Source organism: Gilliamella sp. B2889, from assembly GCF_026536885.1.
Lineage (GTDB): Bacteria > Pseudomonadota > Gammaproteobacteria > Enterobacterales > Orbaceae > Gilliamella > Gilliamella apicola_E.
This window is the reverse complement of record NZ_JAFNNF010000004.1, coordinates 104,753-130,971: the sequence shown is the minus strand read 5'-3', so window position 1 is coordinate 130,971 and position 26,219 is coordinate 104,753. Positions and strand designations below refer to the sequence as shown.

The 26,219-nt window shown below is 38.1% G+C and carries 38 protein-coding genes; 30 read left to right on the top strand and 8 right to left on the bottom strand.

The features are described from left to right. The first annotated feature begins 18 nt into the window (after positions 1-18). The 24 genes from rplB (at position 19) to rplQ (ending at position 11,858) form a co-directional block, all read left to right on the top strand. Positions 19-843, top strand: a complete 825-nt coding sequence (rplB, locus tag J3U09_RS07665) for a 50S ribosomal protein L2 (RefSeq protein WP_065562943.1) — start codon at positions 19-21, stop codon at positions 841-843. Positions 844-862: 19 nt separating this feature from the next. Beyond that, positions 863-1,141, top strand: a complete 279-nt coding sequence (gene rpsS, locus J3U09_RS07660; RefSeq protein WP_024496505.1) for a 30S ribosomal protein S19 — start codon at positions 863-865, stop codon at positions 1,139-1,141. Between the two features lie 13 nt (positions 1,142-1,154). Next, positions 1,155-1,487, top strand: a complete 333-nt coding sequence (rplV, locus tag J3U09_RS07655) for a 50S ribosomal protein L22 (RefSeq protein ID WP_034884235.1) — start codon at positions 1,155-1,157, stop codon at positions 1,485-1,487. A gap of 14 nt (positions 1,488-1,501) precedes the next feature. Continuing rightward, a complete protein-coding gene (gene rpsC, locus J3U09_RS07650) occupies positions 1,502-2,239 on the top strand; it encodes a 30S ribosomal protein S3 (RefSeq protein ID WP_065562942.1) in 738 nt (245 codons plus the stop codon). Positions 2,240-2,251: 12 nt separating this feature from the next. Next, a complete protein-coding gene (gene rplP / locus J3U09_RS07645; protein ID WP_025314389.1) occupies positions 2,252-2,662 on the top strand; it encodes a 50S ribosomal protein L16 in 411 nt (136 codons plus the stop codon). Continuing rightward, positions 2,663-2,854: a 50S ribosomal protein L29 gene (rpmC, locus tag J3U09_RS07640; protein WP_034902373.1), complete on the top strand. Its 192-nt coding sequence runs from the start codon at positions 2,663-2,665 to the stop codon at positions 2,852-2,854. Position 2,855: 1 nt separating this feature from the next. Next, positions 2,856-3,116 (top strand): 30S ribosomal protein S17, encoded by a 261-nt coding sequence (gene rpsQ, locus J3U09_RS07635; RefSeq protein WP_025314391.1) that lies wholly within the window; start codon positions 2,856-2,858, stop codon positions 3,114-3,116. A gap of 195 nt (positions 3,117-3,311) precedes the next feature. Further along, a complete protein-coding gene (rplN, locus tag J3U09_RS07630) occupies positions 3,312-3,683 on the top strand; it encodes a 50S ribosomal protein L14 (protein ID WP_025314392.1) in 372 nt (123 codons plus the stop codon). A gap of 10 nt (positions 3,684-3,693) precedes the next feature. Beyond that, positions 3,694-4,008 (top strand): 50S ribosomal protein L24, encoded by a 315-nt coding sequence (rplX, locus tag J3U09_RS07625; protein WP_034884230.1) that lies wholly within the window; start codon positions 3,694-3,696, stop codon positions 4,006-4,008. 17 nt (positions 4,009-4,025) lie between these two features. Beyond that, complete coding sequence (gene rplE / locus J3U09_RS07620; protein WP_025314394.1) at positions 4,026-4,565, top strand: 50S ribosomal protein L5; 540 nt, start codon at positions 4,026-4,028, stop codon at positions 4,563-4,565. A gap of 11 nt (positions 4,566-4,576) precedes the next feature. Beyond that, entirely contained in the window at positions 4,577-4,882 is a 306-nt protein-coding gene (gene rpsN / locus J3U09_RS07615; RefSeq protein WP_025314395.1) for a 30S ribosomal protein S14, read from the top strand. A 17-nt stretch (positions 4,883-4,899) separates the two neighbouring features. Beyond that, the gene (gene rpsH, locus J3U09_RS07610) at positions 4,900-5,292 is read left to right on the top strand and encodes a 30S ribosomal protein S8 (protein ID WP_034884228.1); all 393 of its coding nucleotides are present in this window, start codon (positions 4,900-4,902) and stop codon (positions 5,290-5,292) included. 11 nt (positions 5,293-5,303) lie between these two features. Continuing rightward, the gene (gene rplF / locus J3U09_RS07605) at positions 5,304-5,837 is read left to right on the top strand and encodes a 50S ribosomal protein L6 (RefSeq protein ID WP_065562941.1); all 534 of its coding nucleotides are present in this window, start codon (positions 5,304-5,306) and stop codon (positions 5,835-5,837) included. A gap of 9 nt (positions 5,838-5,846) precedes the next feature. Further along, a complete protein-coding gene (gene rplR / locus J3U09_RS07600; RefSeq protein ID WP_025314398.1) occupies positions 5,847-6,200 on the top strand; it encodes a 50S ribosomal protein L18 in 354 nt (117 codons plus the stop codon). Positions 6,201-6,214: 14 nt separating this feature from the next. Next, positions 6,215-6,715: a 30S ribosomal protein S5 gene (rpsE, locus tag J3U09_RS07595; RefSeq protein ID WP_025314399.1), complete on the top strand. Its 501-nt coding sequence runs from the start codon at positions 6,215-6,217 to the stop codon at positions 6,713-6,715. Positions 6,716-6,721: 6 nt separating this feature from the next. Next, positions 6,722-6,901, top strand: coding sequence for a 50S ribosomal protein L30 (gene rpmD, locus J3U09_RS07590; RefSeq protein WP_025314400.1), 180 nt, complete (start codon positions 6,722-6,724; stop codon positions 6,899-6,901). Positions 6,902-6,906: 5 nt separating this feature from the next. Further along, positions 6,907-7,341 (top strand): 50S ribosomal protein L15, encoded by a 435-nt coding sequence (rplO, locus tag J3U09_RS07585; protein WP_065562940.1) that lies wholly within the window; start codon positions 6,907-6,909, stop codon positions 7,339-7,341. Between the two features lie 8 nt (positions 7,342-7,349). Next, a complete protein-coding gene (gene secY, locus J3U09_RS07580) occupies positions 7,350-8,687 on the top strand; it encodes a preprotein translocase subunit SecY (RefSeq protein WP_065562939.1) in 1,338 nt (445 codons plus the stop codon). Between the two features lie 26 nt (positions 8,688-8,713). Further along, a complete protein-coding gene (rpmJ, locus tag J3U09_RS07575; protein ID WP_034884218.1) occupies positions 8,714-8,827 on the top strand; it encodes a 50S ribosomal protein L36 in 114 nt (37 codons plus the stop codon). 171 nt (positions 8,828-8,998) lie between these two features. Continuing rightward, on the top strand, positions 8,999-9,355 hold the full coding sequence (gene rpsM / locus J3U09_RS07570) for a 30S ribosomal protein S13 (RefSeq protein ID WP_034884217.1): 357 nt from the start codon (positions 8,999-9,001) through the stop codon (positions 9,353-9,355). A 15-nt stretch (positions 9,356-9,370) separates the two neighbouring features. Continuing rightward, a complete protein-coding gene (gene rpsK, locus J3U09_RS07565) occupies positions 9,371-9,760 on the top strand; it encodes a 30S ribosomal protein S11 (RefSeq protein ID WP_025314405.1) in 390 nt (129 codons plus the stop codon). 46 nt (positions 9,761-9,806) lie between these two features. Further along, positions 9,807-10,427: a 30S ribosomal protein S4 gene (gene rpsD / locus J3U09_RS07560; protein ID WP_065558591.1), complete on the top strand. Its 621-nt coding sequence runs from the start codon at positions 9,807-9,809 to the stop codon at positions 10,425-10,427. Between the two features lie 25 nt (positions 10,428-10,452). After that, a complete protein-coding gene (locus J3U09_RS07555; RefSeq protein WP_065562938.1) occupies positions 10,453-11,442 on the top strand; it encodes a DNA-directed RNA polymerase subunit alpha in 990 nt (329 codons plus the stop codon). 29 nt (positions 11,443-11,471) lie between these two features. Continuing rightward, a complete protein-coding gene (rplQ, locus tag J3U09_RS07550; RefSeq protein ID WP_034884211.1) occupies positions 11,472-11,858 on the top strand; it encodes a 50S ribosomal protein L17 in 387 nt (128 codons plus the stop codon). Between the two features lie 180 nt (positions 11,859-12,038). On the opposite strand, the gene J3U09_RS07545 is transcribed toward rplQ, so the two are convergent. The 3 genes from J3U09_RS07545 to slyD all read right to left on the bottom strand — a co-directional run bounded on the left by J3U09_RS07545 (position 12,039) and on the right by slyD (position 13,688). After that, positions 12,039-12,242 carry a SlyX family protein gene (locus tag J3U09_RS07545; protein WP_065562937.1) on the bottom strand — a complete coding sequence of 68 codons (204 nt, stop codon included), beginning with the start codon at positions 12,240-12,242 and terminating at the stop codon, positions 12,039-12,041. A 48-nt stretch (positions 12,243-12,290) separates the two neighbouring features. Beyond that, complete coding sequence (radC, locus tag J3U09_RS07540; protein WP_065562936.1) at positions 12,291-12,962, bottom strand: RadC family protein; 672 nt, start codon at positions 12,960-12,962, stop codon at positions 12,291-12,293. A gap of 159 nt (positions 12,963-13,121) precedes the next feature. Next, the gene (gene slyD, locus J3U09_RS07535; RefSeq protein WP_267353581.1) at positions 13,122-13,688 is read right to left on the bottom strand and encodes a peptidylprolyl isomerase; all 567 of its coding nucleotides are present in this window, start codon (positions 13,686-13,688) and stop codon (positions 13,122-13,124) included. 242 nt (positions 13,689-13,930) lie between these two features. Here slyD and ppnP point away from each other — a divergent pair, with 242 nt between their 5' ends. Then, complete coding sequence (gene ppnP, locus J3U09_RS07530; RefSeq protein ID WP_065562934.1) at positions 13,931-14,221, top strand: pyrimidine/purine nucleoside phosphorylase; 291 nt, start codon at positions 13,931-13,933, stop codon at positions 14,219-14,221. A 105-nt stretch (positions 14,222-14,326) separates the two neighbouring features. On the opposite strand, the gene fabI is transcribed toward ppnP, so the two are convergent. Beyond that, on the bottom strand, positions 14,327-15,115 hold the full coding sequence (fabI, locus tag J3U09_RS07525; protein ID WP_065562933.1) for an enoyl-ACP reductase FabI: 789 nt from the start codon (positions 15,113-15,115) through the stop codon (positions 14,327-14,329). Positions 15,116-15,305: 190 nt separating this feature from the next. On the opposite strand from fabI, the gene tehB reads away from it, so the two are divergent. Further along, entirely contained in the window at positions 15,306-16,175 is an 870-nt protein-coding gene (tehB, locus tag J3U09_RS07520) for an SAM-dependent methyltransferase TehB (RefSeq protein WP_267353583.1), read from the top strand. A gap of 34 nt (positions 16,176-16,209) precedes the next feature. On the opposite strand, the gene fmt is transcribed toward tehB, so the two are convergent. Together fmt and J3U09_RS07510 are read right to left on the bottom strand one after the other, a co-directional pair. Further along, on the bottom strand, positions 16,210-17,169 hold the full coding sequence (fmt, locus tag J3U09_RS07515) for a methionyl-tRNA formyltransferase (protein WP_267357713.1): 960 nt from the start codon (positions 17,167-17,169) through the stop codon (positions 16,210-16,212). A 253-nt stretch (positions 17,170-17,422) separates the two neighbouring features. Next, positions 17,423-19,291: an SLC13 family permease gene (locus tag J3U09_RS07510; protein ID WP_416380053.1), complete on the bottom strand. Its 1,869-nt coding sequence runs from the start codon at positions 19,289-19,291 to the stop codon at positions 17,423-17,425. 260 nt (positions 19,292-19,551) lie between these two features. Here J3U09_RS07510 and J3U09_RS07505 point away from each other — a divergent pair, with 260 nt between their 5' ends. Then, on the top strand, positions 19,552-21,273 hold the full coding sequence (locus J3U09_RS07505) for a thiamine pyrophosphate-dependent enzyme (RefSeq protein ID WP_065562929.1): 1,722 nt from the start codon (positions 19,552-19,554) through the stop codon (positions 21,271-21,273). An 89-nt stretch (positions 21,274-21,362) separates the two neighbouring features. Here the strand turns inward: J3U09_RS07505 and edd are convergent, their stop codons facing one another. Both edd and J3U09_RS07495 read right to left on the bottom strand, forming a co-directional pair. Next, complete coding sequence (gene edd / locus J3U09_RS07500; protein WP_065734970.1) at positions 21,363-23,168, bottom strand: phosphogluconate dehydratase; 1,806 nt, start codon at positions 23,166-23,168, stop codon at positions 21,363-21,365. A 48-nt stretch (positions 23,169-23,216) separates the two neighbouring features. Beyond that, a complete protein-coding gene (locus J3U09_RS07495) occupies positions 23,217-23,747 on the bottom strand; it encodes a gluconokinase, GntK/IdnK-type (RefSeq protein WP_065562927.1) in 531 nt (176 codons plus the stop codon). A gap of 289 nt (positions 23,748-24,036) precedes the next feature. Between J3U09_RS07495 and gatA the strand changes: the two genes are divergently transcribed. From gatA to J3U09_RS07480, 3 genes are read left to right on the top strand one after another with little or no spacing between them, the layout of a single operon-like run. Continuing rightward, positions 24,037-24,489, top strand: a complete 453-nt coding sequence (gene gatA, locus J3U09_RS07490) for a PTS galactitol transporter subunit IIA (protein WP_267357710.1) — start codon at positions 24,037-24,039, stop codon at positions 24,487-24,489. 17 nt (positions 24,490-24,506) lie between these two features. Beyond that, positions 24,507-24,791 (top strand): PTS galactitol transporter subunit IIB, encoded by a 285-nt coding sequence (gene gatB / locus J3U09_RS07485; protein ID WP_267357708.1) that lies wholly within the window; start codon positions 24,507-24,509, stop codon positions 24,789-24,791. Between the two features lie 4 nt (positions 24,792-24,795). Next, positions 24,796-26,181 (top strand): PTS galactitol transporter subunit IIC, encoded by a 1,386-nt coding sequence (locus J3U09_RS07480; protein WP_267330556.1) that lies wholly within the window; start codon positions 24,796-24,798, stop codon positions 26,179-26,181. Positions 26,182-26,219: the final 38 nt, after the last annotated feature.

Here is a 26,219-nt window from a genome sequence, read left to right as displayed (position 1 = left end):
TTCGGAGGAGTAAGAACAATGGCAGTTGTTAAGTGTAAACCTACATCTCCGGGTCGTCGCCACGTTGTTAAAGTGGTTAACCCAGAGTTGCATAAAGGTAAGCCTTATGCACCGTTGCTTGATTCAAAAAGCAAAACTGGTGGTCGCAATAATAATGGTCGTATCACTACCCGTCATATCGGTGGTGGTCATAAACAACATTATCGTATTGTCGACTTTAAGCGTAATAAAGATGGTATTCCAGCAGTTGTTGAACGTTTGGAATATGATCCGAACCGTAGTGCAAATATTGCATTGGTTCTATATAAAGACGGTGAACGTCGTTATATTTTAGCGCCTAAAGGCTTAAAAGCAGGTGATCAGATCCAATCTGGTGTTGATGCATCAATTAAAACAGGTAACTGTTTACCGATGCGCAATATTCCAGTCGGTTCTACCGTGCATAATATTGAAATGAAACCAGGTAAAGGCGGACAACTTGCTCGCTCTGCTGGTAGTTATGTTCAAATCGTTGCTCGTGATGGTGCTTATGTAACATTACGTCTACGTTCAGGTGAAATGCGTAAAGTATTATCTGATTGCCGCGCCACTATTGGTGAAGTGGGTAATTCAGAACATATGCTTCGCGTATTAGGTAAAGCGGGTGCTTCGCGTTGGCGTGGTGTTCGTCCTACTGTTCGTGGTACAGCAATGAACCCGGTAGACCATCCACATGGTGGTGGTGAAGGTCGTAACTTTGGTAAACATCCTGTGTCTCCATGGGGTCAAAAAGCCAAAGGATTGAAAACGCGTAGCAACAAACGTACTGATAAGTATATTGTTCGCCGTCGCAATAAGAAATAATTAATATAGAGGATTAGCTATGCCACGTTCTCTCAAGAAGGGTCCTTTTATTGACCTACACTTGCTGAAGAAGGTAGAGAAAGCGGTGGAAAGCGGGGACAAGAAACCAATTCGTACTTGGTCCCGTCGTTCAACGATCTTTCCTAACATGATCGGTTTGACCATCGCTGTCCATAATGGTCGTCAGCACGTTCCAGTTTATGTTTCCGACGAAATGGTTGGTCATAAATTGGGTGAATTCGCGCCGACTCGTACTTATCGCGGCCACGCTGCGGATAAGAAAGCTAAGAAGAAATAAGTAGGAGAAAGAGATGGAAACAATTGCAAAGTACCGCCACGCTCGTTCTTCTGCACAAAAAGTTCGCTTAGTTGCAGATCTTGTTCGCGGTAAAAAAGTGTCTCAGGCACTTGATATTTTAACGTACACCAATAAAAAAGCGGCTGTACTAGTTAAAAAAGTATTAGAGTCTGCTATTGCTAATGCAGAGCATAACGATGGTGCTGATATTGATGATCTGAAAGTCGCGAAAATTTTCGTAGACGAAGGCCCAACCATGAAGCGTATTATGCCTCGTGCAAAAGGTCGTGCAGATCGAATTTTGAAGCGTACGAGTCACATCACCGTGATCGTCTCTGATCGCTAGGCTGGAGAATAGCAATGGGTCAAAAAGTAAATCCAAATGGTATCCGACTAGGCATCGTCAAGCCTTGGACATCTACATGGTATTCGGGTACAAAGACATTCGCTGATAATTTAGAAAGTGATTTTAGAGTGCGTGAATTCTTAAATAAAGAATTAGCACAAGCATCTATCTCTAAAATTGTGATCGACCGTTCAGCAGAAACTAACGTTCGCATTACTATTCACACTGCTCGTCCAGGTATTGTGATTGGTAAAAAAGGTGAGGACGTTGAAAAATTACGTAATGCCGTAGCTTCTATTGTCAATAAATACAAAGACAAAAGAGAGAAACGTGATGTTGCAGTACAAATTAATATTGCTGAAGTTCGTAAACCAGAACTTGACGCTAAATTAGTTGCTGACAGTATTACCTCTCAGTTAGAACGCCGTGTTATGTTCCGTCGCGCTATGAAACGTGCGGTTCAAAACGCAATGAAAGCGGGTGCTAAAGGTATCAAAGTTGAAGTAAGTGGTCGTTTAGGCGGCGCTGAAATCGCTCGTAGTGAATGGTATCGTGAAGGTCGTGTGCCTCTACATACTCTACGTGCTGATATCGATTATGGTACATCTGAAGCATTAACTACCTATGGTATTATTGGTGTTAAAGTGTGGATCTTCAAAGGTGAGATCCTTGGTGGTATGGCTGCCGTTGAACAAGCAGAAAAACAACCTGCTGCTCAACCGAAAAAGCAGCGCAAAGGCCGAAAACAATAAGGAGCGTCGCTGATGTTACAACCAAAGCGTACAAAATTCCGTAAAGTGCACAAGGGCCGCAATCGTGGTCTTGCTGTAAGTACTGACGTTAGTTTCGGTACATTCGGTCTTAAGGCTGTGGGTCGTGGTCGTTTGACTGCGCGCCAGATCGAAGCGGCACGTCGTGCAATGACTCGTGCAGTTAAGCGTCAAGGTAAAATCTGGATTCGAGTTTTCCCTGATAAACCAATTACTGAAAAACCACTTGAAGTGCGTATGGGTAAAGGTAAGGGTAACGTTGAATACTGGGTTGCTCAGATTCAACCAGGTAAAGTCCTTTATGAAATGGACGGTGTACCGGAAGAAGTTGCTCGTGAAGCATTTGCGTTGGCAGCTGCAAAACTGCCAATTAAAACCACCTTTGTGATTAAGACGGTGATGTAAATGAAAGCAAAAGAGCTACGCGAAAAAAGCGTTGAAGAGTTAAATACTGAACTTCTTAATTTATTACGTGAGCAATTTAACTTACGTATGCAATTAGCTGGGGGGCAGTTAACACAAACTCATATGTTAAAACAAGTGCGTCGTAATATTGCACGAGTTAAAACGTTATTAACTGAGAAGGCGGGTGCGTAATATGACTACTGAAGTAAAAATTCGTACTCAGCAAGGTCGTGTTATTAGCGACAAAATGGATAAATCTATTACTGTAGCTATTGAACGTAAAGTGAAGCATCCGTTATATGGTAAGTTCATTAAACGTACGACTAAATTGCATGTACATGATGAAAACAACGAGTGTGGTATTGGTGATACTGTTGAAATTAAAGAGTGTCGTCCATTATCAAAAACCAAATCTTGGACTCTTGTTCGAATCGTTGAAAAAGCAGTTAGTTAATCTTTTTTGATTAAAAACTGTACATAATTTAATAAACGGCTCATCGGCCGTTTATTTTATGCTATCCATTTTATTTGAGTGGTGTTATACTATGCGCCCTCACATATGTGGGTTTTTGGTTGTCTATTCTTATCCATGGTAGTTGAGGTGGATGAAGGTAGATTAGACAATAATTAATTTATACGGAGCATTAAAATGATCCAAGAACAGACTAGGCTCGATGTTGCTGATAACTCTGGCGCACGTAGCGTAATGTGTATCAAGGTTCTCGGTGGATCGCATCGTCGTTATGCAGCTGTCGGTGATATCATCAAAGTTACCATTAAAGAAGCAATTCCACGTGGTAAAGTGAAAAAAGGTGATGTACTTAAAGCTGTAGTCGTGCGCACTAGAAAAGGTGTTCGTCGTCCTGATGGATCTGTCATTCGTTTCGATCGCAATGCTTGCGTTATTTTAAATAATAACAGTGAGCAACCGATTGGTACGCGTATTTTTGGACCGGTCACTCGTGAACTTCGTTCTGAGAAGTTTATGAAGATCATTTCATTAGCACCAGAAGTACTGTAAGGAGCGGGTAATGGCAGCTAAAATCCGTCGAGAAGATGAAGTTATCGTGTTAGCCGGTAAAGATAAAGGTAAACGCGGTAAAGTAAAAAGTGTTTTGTCTACTGGTAAAGTGATTGTTGAAGGTATTAATTTGGTGAAAAAACATCAAAAACCAGTACCTGCATTAAATCAAGAAGGTGGAATTGTTGAGAAAGAAGCGCCAATTAACGTTTCTAACGTAGCAATTTTTAACCAAGATACAGGCAAAGCAGATCGCGTAGGCTTTCGTTTTGAAGATGGAAAAAAAGTCCGTTTTTATAAGTCTACTAATAAATTAATCAATTAAGTAATTTGGAGTGTACGATGGCGAAACTGCATGATTACTACAAAGCACAGGTAGTAAATAAACTGCAAGAACAGTTTGGCTACAAATCTGTCATGCAAGTCCCTCGGATCGAAAAGATCACCTTGAATATGGGTGTGGGTGAAGCAATTACTGATAAGAAATTATTAGATAATGCGGTTGCTGATTTAGCAGCAATCAGTGGTCAAAAACCACTTGTCACTAAAGCACGCAAATCAGTTGCTGGTTTTAAAATCCGTCAAGGGTATCCTATTGGTTGTAAAGTCACTTTACGTGGCGAACGTATGTGGGAATTTTTTGAACGTCTAGTTTATATTGCTCTTCCTCGTACTCGAGATTTTCGTGGCTTAAGCGCAAAATCTTTCGATGGTCGTGGTAACTATAGCATGGGTGTTCGTGAACAAATCGTTTTCCCTGAAATCGATTATGATAAAGTTGATCGTGTTCGTGGTTTAGATATTACTATCACAACTACTGCACAATCTGATGAAGAAGGCCGAGCTTTATTATCTGCCTTTAACTTCCCATTTCGTAAGTAAGGTAGGGCATAATGGCTAAACAATCAATGATTGAACGCGATAAGAAACGCGTAAAGCTAGCAGAAAAATATTTTGCAAAGCGTCAAGAATTAAAAGCGATTATCTCTGATCTTAATGCATCAGATGAAGATCGTTGGAATGCAGTGCTTAAATTGCAAACGCTTCCTCGTGATTCTAGTCCATCACGTCAACGTCGTCGTTGTCGTCAAACCGGTCGTCCTCATGGCGTCCTTCGTAAATTTGGTTTAAGCCGTATTAAGGTTCGTGAGTCAGCCATGCGTGGTGAGATTCCTGGTCTTAAAAAGGCAAGTTGGTAATCAGGGGAGTGTTATAGATGAGCATGCAAGATCCTATAGCAGATATGTTGACCCGTATTCGTAACGGTCAAGCTGCGAATAAAGTTGCAGTCACCATGCCTTCCTCTAAGCTAAAAGTGGCAATTGCCAATGTGCTAAAAGAAGAAGGTTATATCGGGGACTATAAAGTAGTTGGTGACACTAAACCAGAATTGGAAATCACTTTAAAATATTTCCAAGGTAAGGCTGTTGTAGAAAGTATTAAACGTGTTAGCCGTCCAGGTTTACGTATTTATAAACGTAAAGATGAATTACCAAAAGTAATGGCTGGATTAGGTATTGCAGTTATTTCTACTTCTAAAGGTGTTATGACTGATCGTGCAGCACGCCAAGCTGGTCTTGGTGGTGAAATTATCTGCTACGTAGCGTAAGGGAGAAAAAAATGTCTCGTGTTGCAAAAGCACCTGTCGTTGTTCCTGCTGGCGTAGAGGTAAAACTCAATGGTCAGGTAATTACGATTAAAGGTAAAAATGGCGAGTTATCTCGCACAATAAATAATGCTGTTGTAATTAATCAAGAAGAAGGTCAAATTAAATTTGCACCTCGTGACGGCTTTGCTGATGCTTGGGCTCAAGCAGGTACAGCTCGTGCATTGATTAATGCAATGGTAATTGGTGTTACTGAAGGTTTTACTAAAAAACTTCAGCTAGTTGGTGTCGGTTATCGTGCACAAGTTAAAGGTAATGCAATTGGTTTATCTCTTGGATATTCACATCCAATTGAACATCAATTACCTAAAGGTGTAACAGCTGAGTGTCCTTCTCAAACTGAAATCGTACTAAAAAGTGCTGATAAACAGTTAATCGGACAAGTGGCAGCAGATATCCGTGCTTATCGTCGTCCTGAACCTTATAAAGGTAAAGGTGTTCGTTACGCAGATGAAGTTGTGCGTACTAAAGAAGCTAAGAAAAAGTAAGGTAACACTATGGATAAGAAATCAGCTCGTATCCGTCGTGCAACTAAAGCGCGTCGTAAGATGCATGAACTACTTGCAACTCGCTTAGTAGTTCACCGTACTCCGCGTCATATTTATGCGCAGATTATCGCACCAAACGGATCAGAAGTACTGGCAGCCGCTTCTACATTAGAAAAAGCTATCAGTGAAAGTTTAAAATACACTGGAAACAAAGATGCCGCAGCAGCAGTTGGTAAAGCAATTGCAGAGCGTGCATTAGCGAAAGATATCAAAGAAGTTTCTTTTGATCGTTCAGGTTTCCAATATCATGGTCGAGTTCAGGCGCTAGCAGATGCTGCTCGCGAAGCTGGCCTACAGTTCTAAGGTAGGAGTTAAAGATGTCAAACATCGAAAAACAAGCTGGTGAACTGCAGGAAAAATTAATCGCAGTTAACCGAGTCTCTAAAACCGTAAAAGGTGGTCGTATTTTTAGTTTTTCTGCACTAACTGTTGTTGGTGACGGTAATGGCCGCGTAGGTTTTGGATATGGTAAAGCACGTGAAGTGCCAGCAGCAATCCAAAAAGCAATGGAAAAAGCACGTCGCAATATGATCAATGTTGCGTTAAACAACGATACTTTACAGCATCCAGTTAAAGGTGCTCACACAGGTTCTCGTGTTTATATGCAACCAGCATCAGAAGGTACTGGTATTATCGCCGGTGGTGCGATGCGTGCTGTATTAGAAGTTGCTGGTGTTCGTAACGTTCTAGCTAAAGCATATGGTTCTACAAACCCAATTAACGTGGTTCGTGCAACGATTGATGGCTTAGAAAATATGAAATCTCCAGAAATGGTTGCTGCTAAGCGTGGTAAAACCGTCGAAGAAATTTTGGGGTAATTAGCCATGGCAAAGACAATTAAAATTACACAAACTCGTAGTTCTATTGGTCGTCTACCGAAGCATAAAGCAACGTTAGTTGGTTTAGGATTACGTCGTATTGGTCATACTGTTGAACGTGAAGATACACCTGCAATTCGCGGTATGGTAAACCAAGTTTATTACATGGTTAAAGTTGAGGAGTAATAGTAATGCGTTTAAATACTTTATCTCCTGCTGAAGGTTCAAAGCATGCACCTAAGCGCGTAGGCCGTGGAATCGGTTCAGGGCTTGGTAAAACTGGTACTCGTGGTATCAAAGGTCAAAAATCTCGTTCAGGTGGCGGCGTTCGTCGTGGCTTTGAAGGTGGTCAAATGCCTTTATATCGTCGTTTACCAAAATTTGGTTTTACCTCACGTAAAGCTATGGTAACAGCACAAGTTCGTCTTTCAGATTTAATGAAAGTTGAAGGTGATATTGTTGACCTAAATAGCTTAAAAGTTGCTAATGTGATTAATTCACAAATCGAATATGCAAAAATCATGTTATCTGGTGAAATTTCTAAACCAGTAACAGTTCGTGGTATTCGAGTAACTAAAGGTGCTAAAGCTGCAATTGAAGCTGCTGGCGGAAAAATTGAGGAATAATTAGAAAGATGGCAAAGCAACCAGGATTAGATTTTCAAAGCACACGAGGCGGTAGTAGTGAGCTTAAAAGACGTTTATTATTTGTGCTTTTAGCGCTTATTGTTTTCCGTCTTGGTTCTTACGTTCCGGTTCCTGGTGTTGATACTAAAGCGTTATCGGACTTACTACAAGCATCATCTAATGGTATTGTTGGTATGTTCAATATGTTCTCTGGTGGTGCTTTAAGCCGTGCTTCAATATTTGCTTTAGGGATAATGCCTTATATTTCTGCATCAATCATTGTGCAGTTATTGACATCAATTAATCCTAAATTAGCTGAATTGAAGAAAGAAGGTGAATCAGGTCGTAAGAAAATTAGCCAATATACTCGTTATGGCACACTAGCTTTAGCGATTGTACAAGCAGTCGGTATTGCGACTGGTTTACCGAATATTCCTGGTTATAGTCAAGTTGTGATTAATCCAGGATTTTCTTTCTATTTTATTGCATCGGTTAGCTTAGTTACTGGCACTATGTTTCTTATGTGGTTGGGTGAACAGATCACAGAGCGCGGTGTAGGTAATGGTATTTCTATCATTATCTTTGCTGGTATTGTGGCAAGTCTTCCTCATGCGATATATGAAACAATTGAACAAGCTCGTTCTGGTGATTTGCATCCGATTTTATTATTAGTAATCGCTGCATTAGTGGTTGGTGTGACTTACTTTGTCGTTTTTGTTGAACGTGGTCAACGACGTATTGTTGTTAATTACGCTCAAAGACAACAAGGTCGTCGTGTGTATGCCGCACAAAGTACGCATTTACCTCTTAAAATTAATATGGCAGGTGTAATTCCAGCAATATTTGCTTCAACAATTATTATGTTACCATCAATGATGGCTTCTTGGTTTCAAGGAAATGGTGAAGGATGGAGATATATCTTTGTTCTTATTGGGCAATATTTCTCTCATGATCAACCGTTATACATAATCTTTTTTGCAGCTGCGATTATTTTCTTCTGTTTCTTCTATACCGCATTGGTTTTCAATCCGAGAGAAACAGCAGATCAGTTAAAAAAATCTGGTGCATTTATTCCAGGTATCCGTCCAGGTGAACAAACATCGAAGTATATTGATAAAGTAATGACACGTTTAACGCTAATTGGCGCTATCTACATTACTTTTGTATGTTTGGTACCAATGTTTATGACAAGTGCGATGAAAGTTCCAGTTCAATTTGGTGGAACATCTTTGTTAATTGTGGTTGTTGTAATCATGGATTTTATGGCACAAGTACAGACTTTAATGATGCCAAATCGTTATGAGTCAGTGTTAAAGAAAGCGAACCTTAAAGGCTACGGCCGATAAGTTAGCCAGAAGTTACGGAGAAAAACATGAAAGTTCGTGCTTCAGTCAAGAAATTATGCAGAAATTGTAAAATCATCAAACGCAATGGCATCGTTCGTGTTATTTGCATTGAAGGTAAACACAAACAACGTCAAGGTTAATATTATTTAACTGCGAAATTGAACTTTTGCATATTTTACTTGCCAAAGTATAGTAAAGCTGGCTAGAATAGCCAGCCTAAAATTTTTTTGTAGATCCGCCGTTTGAGTATCCTGAAAACGGGCTTTTCAGTATGGTGGATTTGCTGAACATTAACAATAAAGGAGTGCATAGTGGCCCGTATAGCAGGCATTAACATTCCTGATCAACAACATACTGTTATTGCGTTACAAGCAATTTATGGTATCGGTAATACCCGCGCTAAGACAATTTGTGCTGAAGCTGGTATTCCTGAACATGTTAAGATCAGAGAACTATCTGAAGATCAGATTGAAAAGTTACGTGAACAAGTCGCTAAATTCACTGTTGAAGGTGATTTACGTCGTGAAGTAACTATGAGTATCAAGCGTTTATTAGACCTTGGTTGTTATCGTGGTGTGCGTCATCGTCGTGGACTTCCTGTCCGTGGTCAACGCACTAAGACTAACGCTCGTACCCGTAAGGGACCGCGTAAGCCAATCAAGAAATAATTGAGGTGATAATAAATGGCAAAGACACCTGTTCGTACACGTAAACGTGTTAAAAAGCAAGTTTCTGATGGTATAGCTCATATTCATGCATCATTTAACAATACAATCGTAACAATTACCGATCGTCAAGGTAATGCGTTGGGTTGGGCAACCGCTGGTGGTTCTGGTTTCCGTGGCTCTCGTAAGTCAACTCCGTTCGCAGCTCAAGTAGCAGCAGAGCGTTGTGCAGAAGCCGTAAAAGACTACGGAATTAAGAATCTGGAAGTTATGGTAAAAGGACCTGGTCCTGGTCGTGAGTCAACAATTCGTGCATTAAATGCAGCGGGTTATCGCATCACTAATATTACTGATGTTACTCCGATTCCTCATAACGGTTGTCGTCCACCAAAGAAACGTCGTGTTTAATTTTTTATTAAACATTGAATGTTTATAGGATTATTGGAGAAAAAAAATGGCAAGATATTTGGGACCAAAGCTCAAATTAAGTCGTCGTGAAGGTACAGATTTATTCCTTAAGTCTGGCGTCCGAGCGGTTGACAGTAAATGTAAGTTAGAACAAGCTCCTGGACAACATGGTGCGCGTAAACCGCGTTTATCAGATTATGGTGTTCAGTTACGCGAAAAACAAAAAGTTAGACGTATTTATGGAATTCTAGAACGTCAATTCCGTAATTACTACAAAAATGCAGCACGTATTAAAGGTAATACAGGTGAAAACTTGTTAGGTCTTTTAGAACGTCGCTTAGATAACGTTGTTTATCGTATGGGATTCGGTGCAACTCGTGCTGAAGCTCGTCAATTAGTTAGTCATAAAGCTGTTCTTGTTAATGGTCACGTTGTTAACATCGCATCTTATCAAGTTTCACCTGAAGATGTGATTAGTGTTCGTGAAAAATCTAAAAAACAAGCACGTATTAAAGCCGCTTTAGAGTTAGCTGAACAACGTGAAAAACCAACATGGTTAGAAGTTGATGCTAGCAAAATGGAAGGTGTGTTCAAACGCTTACCAGAACGTTCAGATTTATCTGCTGACATCAACGAACATTTGATCGTCGAACTTTACTCTAAGTAAAGTTTAGCACTTAAGAGAGGACATAATGCAGGGTTCTGTAACAGAGTTTTTAAAACCTCACCTAGTTGACGTTGTTCAATACAGCCCAACTCATGCAAAAGTGACTTTAGAGCCACTTGAGCGTGGTTTTGGACATACTTTAGGTAATGCACTACGCCGCATTTTATTATCATCTATGCCGGGATATGCAGTGACCGAAGTTGAAATTGACGGTGTTCTGCATGAGTATAGTACTAAAGAAGGCGTTCAAGAAGATGTGCTTGATATTCTGCTTAATTTGAAAAAATTAGCAGTACGTGTACATACTAAAGATGATGTTATGCTGACTTTAAATAAATCAGGGGTAGGTGCGGTAACTGCATCGGATATCACTCACGATGGTGATGTTGAAATTGTAAATCCTGATTTAGTAATTTGTCATCTTACTGATGCCAATGCTTCAATTAGTATGCGTATTCGTGTACAACGAGGACGTGGTTATGTCCCTGCTTCTGCTCGCGTTAAGTCAGAAGATGAAGAGCGACCGATTGGTCGTCTATTAGTTGATGCATGTTATAGCCCAGTCGAGCGTATCGCTTATTCTGTCGATGCGGCTCGTGTGGAACAACGTACCGATTTAGATAAATTAGTTATTGATATGGAAACTAATGGTACGATTGATCCTGAAGAGGCTATTCGTCGTGCTTCAACTATTTTGGCTGAACAACTTGAAGCTTTCGTTGATTTACGTGATGTACGTCAACCTGAAGTTAAAGAAGATAAACCGGAATTTGATCCGATTCTTCTACGTCCAGTAGATGATCTCGAATTAACTGTTCGGTCTGCTAATTGCTTAAAAGCAGAAGCAGTTCATTATATTGGTGATTTAGTACAACGTACCGAAGTTGAGTTACTTAAAACCCCTAATCTTGGTAAGAAATCACTTACTGAAATTAAGGATGTGCTCGCGTCTCGTGGTTTGTCTTTAGGCATGCGTCTTGAGAACTGGCCACCAGCAAGTATTGTTGAAGACTAAAATAAAATTTATATAAGAAGGATAAAGTTATGCGCCATCGTAAAAGTGGTCGTCAACTGAACCGAAATAGCAGCCATCGTCAAGCAATGTTTCGTAACATGACTAGTTCACTTGTTGAACATGAAATCATCAAAACTACATTGCCTAAAGCAAAAGAGTTGCGTCGTGTTGTTGAACCGTTAATTACGCTAGCCAAAAGCGATAGCGTAGCTAATCGCCGTTTGGCTTTTGCTCGTATCCGTGATAAAGATACAGTGAAAAAATTATTTTCAGATTTAGGCCCACGTTTTGCTACCCGTCCTGGCGGTTATGTACGCATTTTAAAATGTGGTTTTCGTGATGGAGATAATGCTCCAATGGCTTATATTGAATTAGTTGATCGCCCTGCTGTAGAAGCAGAAGCAGCAGCTGAATAAATAATTAAAGCTTAAAATTAAAACCGGCTAATGAGCCGGTTTTTTATTAGCTGATTATTATAGATTTAACTACCAAAGTTTAATATAAGTACCAGCAATTTTAAACGAGATGGCAAATGATATAGCCACCATTTTGTCCATAATTAGTAGGAATTCTTCAAAACATTTTAATGCTATAAGTTAATAATGTGGAGGCGGAGTTTCTTCTGATAAACTTGCTATGTTCGATGTTTGGGTTGCTTGTAATTTTTGTGATAATAACGTTAATTGTTCTTTAAGTTTGCTGATATCGGACTGTAGATTAACCACCATTTGATTTAATTCTTCAATGGTCATCTCTTGAAATGCAACTTTTGTTTCTAATAATTCCAATTGTTGGTTCATAGTCTGTTACTTAATGGCTATTTAATTTTATATTGTAAGTAAAAGTTATTATAAAATCCATCCTCGTTCCGCAAAAGAGACGTATTCACCTTTACCAATGACGAGATGATCGATAACTCGGACATCAATTAATTCACAAACTTGTTCGATTTTTTTAGTTAATGCACGATCAGCTTGACTTGGTTCAGCTAAGCCTGAAGGATGGTTATGTGCTAAAATTAATGCTGCCGCATTGTATTGTAAGGCTTTTCTAGCGACTTCTCTAGGATGAACCTCAACGCAGTTGTATGTTCCTACAAACATCTCCTCACAATTAATCACGTGATTCTGGTTATCTAGAAAAATAACCATAAAAATTTCACGATCTTTATCCATTAAACGATTAGCTAGATAATGATGAGTTAAAGTAGGTGATGTAAGATAATTTTCTTTGGTCATTTTAACTTTTAAATAACGATGAGATAGTTCAACCACCGCTTTCAATTGAGTGTATTTAGCTGTTCCCAAACCTTCTTTTTTACAAAATTCATCATGACTTGCATTCATTAAATGGTAAAAGGAACCGAATTCATTTAATAATTTTTGGGATAACGTTAATACTGGTAAATTACGAGTTCCCGTACGTAAAAAAAGAGCAAGTAATTCAGCATCTGACAGCGCTTCAACACCAAATTGTAATAATTTTTCTCGTGGCATCAAAAGTCTGCATTGTGTTGACATAATTATGGTATTCCCATTTTTTTAAAATGAGATTATTGATTAATTTTTATAAATTGATAACGAAACAGATGAAAAGTTGTGAAATGGTTCGCAAAGATCGAGACTATTTTACAAAAAAAGCGCTAATCAGCGCTTTTAAAATTCTATTTTATTTAAATATTAGTGACATCCGCAACTGCCGTTTCCACCGCCACAACAACCGCTTTCTTCATCATCGTCATGATCATCGTGACCACCACAACCACAGCCACCATGTCCATGATCGTGTGCACCATGAATATGACCATGAGATATCTCATCAGGTGTCGCTTCACGAATAGCAAGCACTTCAACATTAAAATTTAAGTCTTGGCCAGCTAACATATGGTTACCATCAATAGTAACGGTATCGCCATCAATAGCCGTGATTTCAACGGGTAAAGAACCTTGGTCAGTATCAGCAAAAAAACGCATACCAACTTCGAGGTCATCAACTCCAACAAAAACATCACGCGGTACATTTTGTACCAATGCATCGTTAAAATCACCATAAGGGTTAACTAATTCCACATCAAATTTATCACCAACTTGACGGCCTTCTAACGCATTTTCAAGGTCTTGTAATAAGTTTCCTGCACCTTGTAAATATTCAAGTGGCGCAGCTGCTGTAGCTTCATCAACTAACACGCCATCTTTTGTACGAACTTTATATGCTAAACTTACAACTGTATTTTTTGCTATTTTCATGTTTTCTCCAACAAACTGTTACTGAGCAAATAATGTTAAATTTTAACGGAAAAAAACGCTTCTGTATGCTATTTTCTTTGTAATTTAGGAAGTTTTAATATTATCTTTGTTATTGATGCGATTTTGGTTTAAAAAATAACTTTTAACTAATAAATAATCGTTGGATAGCTAATTGAAATCAATTAAGCTGATAATAATAAGTTTAATAAAATTTATAAAAAAAGTTGAGGAGAGGGGTTTTTATGTTAGAAATTAATGATTATTTTGATGGAAAAGTGAAGTCTATAGGTTTTGAAAATGGCTCAACGGGTAAAGCCTCTGTTGGTGTGATGATGCCTGGCGAATATGTTTTTAGTACCAATAATCCAGAAGAAATGACAGTGATCACTGGTTCGCTCAAAGTTTTATTACCTACTGCAACTGATTGGCAAATTTTTGAAGCAGGGCAGATTTTTCATGTCGCCAAAGAGAGTCAATTTGATGTGCAAGTCAGCGAGACAACAGTTTATTTGTGTCGTTACTTAGCAAAATAGGCATTCATATTAAATCTAAGAAAGCTTAATCATTGATAGATTTACTTTTATGCAATAAAAAAGGCTAATTTTACAATTAGCCTTTCATTAAAATATTCTACTATATTACTTAAGTTCTAATTCATTCATCGCTGCGATGCTAAAGCCACCATCAACATGAATGACTTCACCTGTAATACCTGACGATAAATTTGAACATAAGAATGCAGCTGAATTACCTACGTCTTCAATGGTTACTGTACGACGAATAGGGGTTACTGATTCACAATGTGATAACATCTTTTTGAAATCTTTAATTCCTGATGCAGCTAAAGTACGAATAGGGCCAGCAGAAATTGCATTTACACGAATACCTTCAGGTCCCATTGCATTTGCCATATAACGTACATTTGCTTCTAAAGATGCTTTAGCAAGACCCATAACGTTATAATTAGGAATTGCACGTTCAGCGCCTAAATAAGAAAGAGTGACTAATGCTGAGTCAGGATTTAGCATTGAACGACAAGCTTTAGCCATAGCAACAAAGCTATAAGAGCTAATATCATGTGCGATGGCAAAACCTTCACGAGTTACCGCATTAACATAATCACCATCTAATTGATCACCAGGAGCGAAGGCAATTGCATGAACAAAACCATCGAATTTATCCCAAGTTTTAGCTAGCTCTGTAAATAATGTTGTGATGCTTTCATCATGCGCAACATCACAAGGTAAAACGATTTTAGAATTAAAATCAGCAGCAAACTCTTCAACACGGCCTTTTAATTTTTCGCTTTGATAAGTAAAAGCTAATTCTGCGCCTTCACGGTGCATCGCTTTTGCAATACCGTAAGCAATAGAACGATTACTTGCAACGCCGGTAACCAGTATGCGTTTACCTGTTAAAAATCCCATAAATTGTTCCTCTAATATTTTTTACTATATATTCTAGAATGCTGATGATTATATGTTGATATAGTTAACTTCGCTACTATAAATTTATTTTTCCTTATTTAATCGTCATTTTATTTCTAAAAAATAAGTTGTTTATTTAATTAATACTTGACTATAATACTCAACTATTAGATGACATTGTTGGTACTTCATGATGAAAGATAAAGATTTAGTTTGCTATAAAACGTTACCTGTTTGGGATGCAAAAACTTTACCCGATTTGTTCCGTGAAAAACATAATACACAACTAGGTACTTGGGCAAAATTAAACATCATAAAAGGTCATATCAATTTTGATATGTTAACCGAGCAAGGCGATATCGTTTCTCAATATGTTTTTGATGTTCAGCATCAGCCTCCATTTATTGAGCCTCAGCAATGGCATCGAATAGCTCAAGTTTCAGATGATTTGCAGTGCCAGTTGGCTTTTTATTGTCAACCTGAGGATTATAGCCAGAAAAAATATCAGATGACTAAAACCCATTCTGACGTGTTGGAAGTCTGTCAAATCATTCAGGCCGGAAAAGCTCTAGATTTAGGTTGTGGTTCAGGCCGTAATTCACTCTATCTACAGCTACTTGGTTTTGATGTTGATGCCGTTGATAAGTCAGAAATGAGTATTAGTAATTTACAAGAAATTATTGCAAACGATCATTTATCGCATATCAATGCATCTATTTATGATATTAATCAGGCTAATTTAAAAGGTAACTACGATTTAATTATTTCAACTGTTGTAATGATGTTTTTACAACCAGATAGAATTCCCGATATCATTCATAATATGCAAAACATAACTAAAACAGGTGGTTATAATTTAATTGTTTGCGCTATGTCAACTGATGATTTTCCTTGCACTGTAGGATTTTCGTTTACGTTTAAAGAGAATGAGTTACTTAATTATTATCAAAATTGGGACATCCTAAAATACAATGAAGATGTTGGCGAACTGCATAAAACGGATATCCATGGCAACCGAATAAAGCTCCGCTTTGCGACGCTGTTAGCCAAAAAACGATAATATTACAGGAATTTATCCTGTAATATCTTTTTAACTATTTCCCCAGTATCTTACCTACTTCAAACCATGCTTTGCGAGAGTTCAATAGATCTTGAGCAGACATTGGTTTTTTACCAGCAGGTTGTAAAAGTGTCATATTTAATGCGCCATCACTTGTTGCAATACATATTCCTTTTTTATCTGCTTGTAAAATAGTGCCAACAGGTCGATTGTGGGATGTTTTTATCATTTCTGCTTGCCATACCTTTACTGGTTCGCCATTAACGTCAAAATAACTAACAGGCCAAGGATTAAAGGCGCGAATGCAACGTTCAAGTTGCTGTGCCGATAGGTTCCAATCAAGTTTAGCTTCTTGTTTAGATAATTTTTCAGCATAAGTGACCTGTGATGGATCTTGTTTTTCAGGTTGGATTTTTCCTTCGGTAATTAGTGTTAAGGTATCAAGTAGTCCTTGTGGACCTAATTGCGCCAATTTGTTATATAACGTTGCACTGGTATCAGAAGGTTCAATTGGACAGGTGAGTTTATATAACATATCACCCGTATCAAGCCCTGCATCCATTTGCATAATTGTGATACCGGTTAAAGTATCACCAGCCCAACAAGCGCGTTGAATAGGAGCTGCGCCTCGCCATCTTGGTAATAATGAACCATGCACATTTAAACAACCTAGTTTAGGCATATCAAGCACAGCTTGCGGTAAAATAAGACCATAAGCCACCACAATCATAATGTCGGCATTGAGCTCAGCAATGATTTTTTGATTTTCTTCAGTTTTGAGTGTAGCTGGTTGATAAACAGGAAGATGATTTTCGATTGCTAATTGTTTAACCGGACTTGCAGTTAACTTATTGCCACGTCCAGCAGGGCGATCGGGCTGAGTAAAAACTGCAATGACATTATGTTTAGCATCAATTAATGCTTTTAAATGGGTAGCGGCAAAATCAGGCGTACCAGCAAAAATAATCTTTAGGGGATTTGTTGTGTGTGACATGTGTAATATATCCATAATCAAAATATGACAGATATTATACTTTAAATTGACCTAATAATCCTTAATCACATCACTGTACTCATAATGGATATCATATGTATACCGAGTAAAGGTGGTTATAGCGTTAATTGACCTTGAATCATAGCGAAATCTCATAATAGCTGGTGAAAAGTTTGTGGATAAAATAATAGTAAAAATCCACAAACAACTTAGTAACCTTATATTTAACCAATTAATTATGTTTTTATTTTACTTAAAATGGAAAAAATATTGGTACCAACGCTATATCAACTAACATAACCAAGAAGGTTAACGGCACACCAACTTTAACAAAATCACTAAAGCTATATCCACCAGGTGCAACAACCATTGTTTTTACAGGCGATGAAACAGGTGTAATAAACGATGCAGATGTCGCAATAGCAACGGTCATAGCAAATGGATAGGGTGAATATCCAAATTTTATTGCTAAATCAATCGCAATTGGTGCAATTAAAATCGCGGTTGCGGTATTAGAAATAAACAATCCTACCGTTGAGCATAATAAAAAGATAAAAGTTAACACCATGTAAGGGCCAAATGAACGTAAGTGGATTTCAAGCCATTGTGATATGAGCGAAATCCCTCCCGTCTTATTTAACGCTACCGCGAAAGGCATCATACCGATAATTAGAATTAATGTTGGCCAATGAATTGATTTATAAGCATTTGCCATATCAATACAGCGGGTGGCACCCATTAATAAACAAGCAATCAGTGCAGCAACAACATTTGGGACAATACCTGTCACCATTAAAATAATCATTACCGCTAGATTAAATAGTGCGATAAAAGCCTGAGAGCTTGCTGGTGCAACATCATCAATGTCTGATGGGTAATCAAGTACCACAAAATCACTAGTCCGAGTTTGTAGTTTTTGTATAGATCCCCAGTCTCCGCATACCAAAAGTGTATCGCTCATTTCTAGTCGTTCTTGGAATAGGTTATTGGTTTCAACTGGCGCATGGTTTCGCCAGATTCCAATAACGGTAAGAAAATATTTTTCCCTAAAATCAATTTCATTAAGGGTCTTTCCACACAATGATGACTCAGGCAGCAATGCAACTTCAGCCATACCGACTTCTTTGACTTGTTCTGAAAAATATTCACCACGTAATACTTTTGGTTCAAGATTGTTAGTGGTTAGAAATGTGCGATAGTCAGCTTCGGAATGAGACATGTCCAATAAAAGAATATCGTTTTCTCTAAATTCAGTACTACCATTTACAGGGATGAGCACTTTTTGGAATTTTCGCCAACGTTCAATACCAATTACATTTACACCATGCTCAGTACGTAAATGTAATCCATCAATGGTTCGCCCAACAAAAGGAGAACCAGCAAGAATTTGCGCGCGGTGAGCTCGGCCAATTAATTTATAATCTCTAATTAAATCGGTAATTTTACGTCTTTGAGGTAAACTATTGTTAGCGGTGACTTGGTCCGCTGTAAGTAACCAATTGCGTGTTAATAAACAATAAATCACACCAACAACTAATACGCCAAGGCCTATTGGCGTAATTGAAAAGAAGCCAAACTCGGTTAATGCAGCTCGGCTAAGTTCACTATTTACTACAAGGTTTGGAGCTGTTGCGACAAGAGTCATCATGCCACTAATTAATGCTGCAATACACAGTGGCATCATCAATTTTTTTACATGGATACCTGTATGGTTAGCAATACTGATAGCAACAGGAATAAAGATTGCAACTACACCAGTTGAGCTCATAACCGAACCCAGTAAAGCTACACCTAACATAATAAAGGTAATAATTCGAATATCATTTTTACCTGCTGCTTTTAAGATATATTCACTCATTTTGTAAGAGATACCCGTTCTTACTAAACTTTCACCGATTACGAATAACAGTGCAATGAGGATAATATTGGGATCGCTAAATCCCGCAAGCGCTTCAGCCGGAGTTAATACACCCGTGACGGTAATTGCAGTTATCGTCAATAACGCAATAATATCCATTCTTAATTTACTGAATGAAAACAATAAAATCGCAATAAAAAGTAACAAACAAACAGTAATGAGTGGGTAATATTCGATTATATAATTAGGTAAAAGAGCAGGCATTGATGATAAAAAACTATGTCCAGATGACGAATGTTCCACAAAAGGTAGCTCATGAAGTTGATTATATTTTTGACATAATACCTTGATTTATTGTAATAGGGAATATCTTGAAGTAAAGATTCTTAAGTATCAACTATGGTTAAAATGACATTTTTAACATTTTTTGCTGTTTTATTTTTAAGCTCTTCGCATTCATAAAACTTAGGTGTAATTTAGTCAACTTGATGCGTTTAATTTTAAAACCATATTTAGGAGTCAATATGTCATCAAAAAAGTCTGTTGCGGAAATTATTATTGAAGTGTTATCTCAAGCGGGGGTTAAACATTGTTATGGTATTGTTGGAGATACCTTAAATCAAATTACGTCTGCTATCAAAAAAAGTGATATTGAATGGGTACATGTTCGTCATGAAGAAGTGGGTGCTTTTGCTGCAGGAGCTGAAGCTTATCTTACCGATCAAATAACCGCTTGTGCTGGTTCTTGTGGACCAGGAAGCCTACATTTTATAAATGGTATTTATGAAGCACAACGCAATAAAGTACCATTGGTTTTACTGGCTAGCCAGTTAGTTACCTCTCAACAAGGAACTGATTTTCCGCAAGAGGTTGATTTTGAATCTATTTATAAAAACTGTTCTGTCTTTTGTCAGCAAATTTCGGATCCAACACAAGCGCGACGAATTACTACAGCAGCTGTACAAGCGGCAATAAATCAACGAGGTGTTGCTGTTATAGTTATTCCTTATAATATAAGTTTAGTCAAAGTTGAAGATAATAGTGGACATAAAATTTTTCACCCGAAACCAGTAATTCGGCCATCTGATGAAGAGCTAGCACAAATCTCCGAAATTCTAAATAAAAACAGTAAAGTGGCAATATTTGCAGGTCATGGAGTATCAGAAGCTCATGATGAATTAGTTGCGTTAGCAAAAAAATTAAAGTCACCAATTGTTCATACTTCAAGAGCTAAAGATTTCGTCGAATATGATAATCCGTATAACGTTGGTATGACAGGGATGTTTGGTATGGAGTCTGGCGCAACGGCGATAAAAGAGTGTGATGTGCTTTTGATGTTTGGTGTTGATTTTGCGTGGTCACAATTTTATCCAGATGACGCAACAATTATTCAGGTAGATATCGATGCAACTCATCTAGGTCATCGCCATAGTGTAGATATTGGTGTTGTAGGTGCAAGTAAACCAACCCTAGCCGCTTTATTGCCATTAGTTAATGAAAAAGCAGACAGTGCATTTTTAGATAAATGTCGTGAATTACACACTAAAGCAATTGATAAATTAGGTAAGAAAGCGATACCATCAAAAACGGTTATTCACCCTCAATATTTAACCGAATTGATTGATAAATATGCCAATGATGATGCCGTACTATGTGCAGATGTTGGTTCTGCTATGGTTTGGGCTTGCCGTCATTTTTCAACCAATGGTAAAAGACGGACAGTTATTAGTTTAAAACATGGCACTATGGCCAATGCGATGCCACAAGCATTAGGTGTACAAAAAGCTTTTCCTAATCGTCAAGTCATTACCTTATCAGGAGATGGTGGTATTAGTATGTTGTTAGGCGATTTGTTAACCACAATTCAAGAAAACCTGCCAATCAAAGTTGTTGTACTTAATAATAGCTCACTTAACTTTGTTGAATTGGAACAAAAATCAGAAGGGCTTGTCGATCACTATACTGATTTAAAAAATCCTGATTTTGCTAAAGTAGCTGAAGCGATGGGATTATTTGCTATTCGTGTCGATAGTTCAGATTTGCTTGAAGCCGCAGTGCAATCATTTTTAGCTCACCCTGGACCTGCATTATTAGATGTTAAGACAAACGAATATGAATTAGTTATGCCGCCTGAAATTCATACTTCACAAGTAATGGGAATGGCGCTTTATAGTGTAAAGGCATCATTGAGTGGCAAAATGAAAGATGTGGTTAATTTGTTGGTTGATAATTTTGTAAAAAAATAGACTAAGCAATAGATAAAAAAAAGTTGAGGAACGGGGTTTTTAGGGGGATTTTTACGATATCTGCCGCATTTTGCGACAGATAAGTTTGATTAAAAACTAACAGCACCTTCTTCAGCTGAAGATAAATTTTCTCTAACAACTGTATAAAGTTCTCGACCAAAACCTTTATGGGAATCGGTTAAATCGATTGGTGCTGGACTGCGTTTTGCGAGTTCAGCTTCATCAACTAATAGTGTTATTTCACCGGTTTGACCATTGACTCGGATCATATCACCTTGTTCAACTTTGCTTAATAATCCACCTGCATAGGCTTCAGGTGTAACATGAATAGCTGCCGGTACTTTGCCTGATGCGCCAGATAGCCGTCCATCAGTTAATAACGCAACTTTATAGCCGCGATCTTGCAAAACACCCAATGGTGTTATTAATTTATGTAGCTCTGGCATACCGATAGCTTTTGGGCCTTGATAACGAACAACTACAACACAGTCCTTATTGAGGTTGCCGGCTTTGTATTCTGCATCTAAATCATACTGACTATTAAAGACTACTGCAGGTGCTTCGATAATTTGGTGCTCATCGGTAACAGCAGACGTTTTCATTATCGCTCTCCCTAAATTGCCAGACATCACTTTTAAGCCACCATGAGAGTTGAAAGGTTTTTTTATTGAAGCAATCACATTTTCATCTAAAGATTCTTTAGGACCTTCGCGGAAGATGAGTTTACCGTTTTCTAAAATTGGCTCTTTCGTGTAACGGCTCAGTCCATGGCCAACTACAGTTTCAACATCTTCATGTAACAAACCACCGGATAATAGTTCTCGGACCAATAATGAAGTTCCACCTGCTGCTTGGAAGTAGTTAATGTCGGCCGGCCCATTAGGGTATATTCGGCTCAATAACGGAACAACTGTTGATAAGTCTGAAATATCGTCCCAATTAATAACAATACCCGCCGCTTTAGCCATGGCGACAATGTGCATAGTCAAATTGGTTGAGCCACCTGTGGCTAAAAGCGCAACTAAACCATTAACAATTACTTTTTCATCCACCATTTTACCAACGGGCATATAGTTTCCTGATTGGTTAGTTAAACGAGTGATCTGTCTTGCAGCGGCATTGGTTAGTTCATTGCGTAATGTTGTTTCAGGGTGAACAAAAGCGGCTCCAGGTAAATGTAATCCCATTAACTCAATGACCATTTGGTTACTATTTGCCGTGCCATAAAACGTACAAGTTCCACTGGTATGGTATGAGGCTGATTCAGATTCTAATAAATCTTCGCGAGAAGCTTTTCCTTCTGAATAAAGTTGACGAATGCGAACTTTCTCTTTATTTGGTAAACCTGAAGGCATCGGTCCAGAAGGAACAAAGATAGCGGGTAAATGCCCAAAAGATAGGGCCCCAATAAATAATCCTGGTAAAATTTTATCGCAGACTCCTAGATACAGTGCGCCATCAAACATATTATGTGATAACCCAACGGCAACAGACATTGCAATTACATCTCGACTCATTAGCGAAATTTCCATACCCGGTTCGCCTTGGGTTACACCATCACACATAGCCGGTACCCCTCCAGCCATTTGGCCAACAGCGCCGACTTCATGTAGCACTTTTCGAATTTGTTCTGGATAAAATTCATAAGGTTTATGTGCTGATAACATATCGTTATAAGAACTGATAATACCGATATTACTTTTTAATATATTTTTAAGATCATTTTTCTCATCGAGGCAACAAGCGGCAAAGCCATGAGCTAAGTTACTACAAGGCAAACTTGCTCGGGTAACTTTCTTTAACATAGCATGTTCTATTTTTTGCAGATAAGCTTCACGTGTTGCTTTAGAGCGATTAATAATGCGCTGAGTTACAGCTAAAATAGTGGAATTCACATTAACCTCTTAGATTATATTTATTATAATTTCTGAACTTTTATAAATTTATTCACAATGACATATCGAATTAATAACCTTCATGCTATCTTCAATAACACCATTTAGTGGTTGTTCAATATTGATAGCATAAACATCTTTTTCATTGGCTGTTGGTTCTTCTAATGCGTCAAATTGCGACTGTAGCATTCCTGTTTTTTGATAATGTCCTTGGCGTTTAGCTAAACGTTGGGAGATAACATCAAAACTTCCTTTTAAATAAATAAAGTGCACATTTTCATTTTCTCCACGAATAATGTCTCGATATTTTTCTTTTAATGCTGAGCAGATAATAATCGAAATATCATTGACATTACTCATTGCAAATGCAGCATTACTAATTAAGTTTAACCAAGGCATCCTGTCGTTATCATTTAGCGGGGTACCGCTGCGCATTTTCAATATATTGGCTTTGGGATGTAAAAAGTCACCATCTAGAAAAGCGGCATTTAGGTTATCGGCTATTTGTTTTGCAACAACCGATTTACCGCTACCTGATACACCCATGAATACGAAAACATTTTTCCTTTGTTGTGTCATTACGTTATTCTCCAAAATAACCTGTTACGGGTAACATTTTGACATTTTAATCCATTATTGCAATTCAAAAAAGTTGATTTTGTGATCTGGATCATACTTTGTTTTGGGTAAAGGTCTTTATCACGATTTGGGATCTCAAGTTTATTTTAAAAAATAGATTTCGATCACAAAAATATAAAATCTTATTTGTTTTTTATTTCGAAAGTATTTAATCTTTCGATATTGTTTTTGTTTTCGAAAGTTATAATTTAAAACGTAACATTAAAAAGATAAAAAATGGAGAGTAAATATGAATAAATGTCAGCTTCTTTTCGAAGACAATCTTAAATTTGACAATGAGTTAGCCTTACTGACTTATTTAAGTCAACAGTTACAAAAAAAAGGGATTGTCAAACAGAGCCATTTGAAAGCTTTACTTGATCGGGAAGCATTATATCCAACCGGTATTTTGCTCGATGGCTATGCGGTGGCTATTCCACATTGTGAAGCTGAACATGCTAACAGTCCTGCGATTTTTATTCTTCGCACCCAATCTCCGGTTTCGTTTCAACGTGCAGATGACGATGGCACCGTTGATGTTTCATTGATTATTTCATTGGTAGTGACTTCACCAGCTGATCAACTATCACTGTTGAAAGCACTTTTTACCCATTTACAAAATAAAGAATTTTATCACTTTTTATTAAGTCGTTCGCAAAACGAAGTGGTCGAACGTTTTAATGAAGTGATATTTAATCAATAAGTTGTTTAGGAGGCATTATGAAAAAAAAGATTATTGTTGCATGTGGTGGCGCCGTTGCGACGTCAACTTTAGCAGCAGAAGAAATAAAAGAGCTATGTAATGAAAATAATATTGAGCACGATTTAGTGCAGTGTCGTATTAATGAAATTAATACCTTTATTGATGATGTCGACCTGATCTGTACGACGGCAAAAATGGATCAAACATTTGGCGATATTCCGATTGTGCATGGTATGCCTTTTGTGTCTGGCGTTGGAATTGAGCAGTTAAAAGCAAAAATATTGTCTATTTTAAAAGGATGAACCTATGTTTACTGAAATTATGCAGTACATCTTAGATTTGGGACCGTCTGTAATGCTACCCATTGTGATTATTCTGTTTTCACTTTCGCTAAGAATGAAAATTGGTGATGCATTAAAAGCTGGGATTCATATTGGGATTGGCTTTGTCGGTATTGGTTTGGTGGTTGGCTTATTAACCAGCTCAGTTGGGCCGGCAGCTCAAGCTATGGCAGAAAGATTTGATATCAGTTTGAATGTTGTCGATGTTGGTTGGCCTGGCGCAGCCCCTATGACGTGGGCATCGCAAATTGCGCTGGTTGCCATTCCCATTGCCATTGCAGTAAACATTGCCATGTTACTTTTAAGATTAACCCGTGTTGTTAATGTTGATATTTGGAACATTTGGCATATGACCTTCAGCGGGGCGCTGGTTTATATTGCAACCGGCTCTTACTGGCTAGGTATTGCTGGCGTGGTTGTACATGCAATTATTGCTTATAAATTGGGGGATTGGTTTGCTAAAGATACCAAAGATTTTTTTGAACTTGACGGCATTGCCGTGCCACATGGTACTTCGGCCTATTGTGGACCGATAGCGGTATTTGTCGATGCGGTGATTGAAAAAATACCTGGCATTAGAAAGATTAATTTCAATGCGGTAGATATGCAAAAAAGATTTGGCGCATTTGGCGAGCCAGTCACAGTTGGTCTATTTATGGGGATTTTATTAGGCGTATTAGCCGGTTATGGGGTTAAACAGACCTTGCAACTTGCGATTCAAACCGCAGCGGTAATGCTATTAATGCCAAGAGTAATTAAACCTATCATGGACGGTTTAACCCCAATATCTAAACAAGCACGTAAACATCTTCAATCAAAATTTGGTGGGCAAGACTTCCTTATCGGTTTAGATCCGGCACTATTGTTAGGTCATTCAACTGTTGTTTCTGCCAGCTTAATTTTTATCCCGTTAAGTATTTTTATTGCCATTGTGCTGCCCGGTAATGAAGTTCTTCCTTTTGGTGACTTAGCAACTATCGGCTTTTTTATCGCAATGGGTGTGGCGATTCATCAAGGCAATCTGTTTAGGATTATTATTTCCGGTTCAATCATTATTGCTATTACCTTATGGATTGCAACGCAAATGGTGCCACTAACCACTCAGCTTGCCGTCAATGCCGGTACTATTACTGCTGGTAATGGCATCTCGGTTGGTGCGATGGATCAAGGTGGTTCGCCAATTACTTATATCTTAGTTCAACTGGTTAATTTAAAACAACCGATCGGGTTTGCCTGCATTGGTCTCTTTTACCTGTTTTGCCTATTTTTGACCTGGCAACGTGCTCAAAAATACAAATTGTTATTAAAACAGCAACATGTAGAAGGTGCAAATAGCGTAAATGAGCAATAAAAAAGCCATTTTTTAAATCCATTAAGTAACGTTCACTG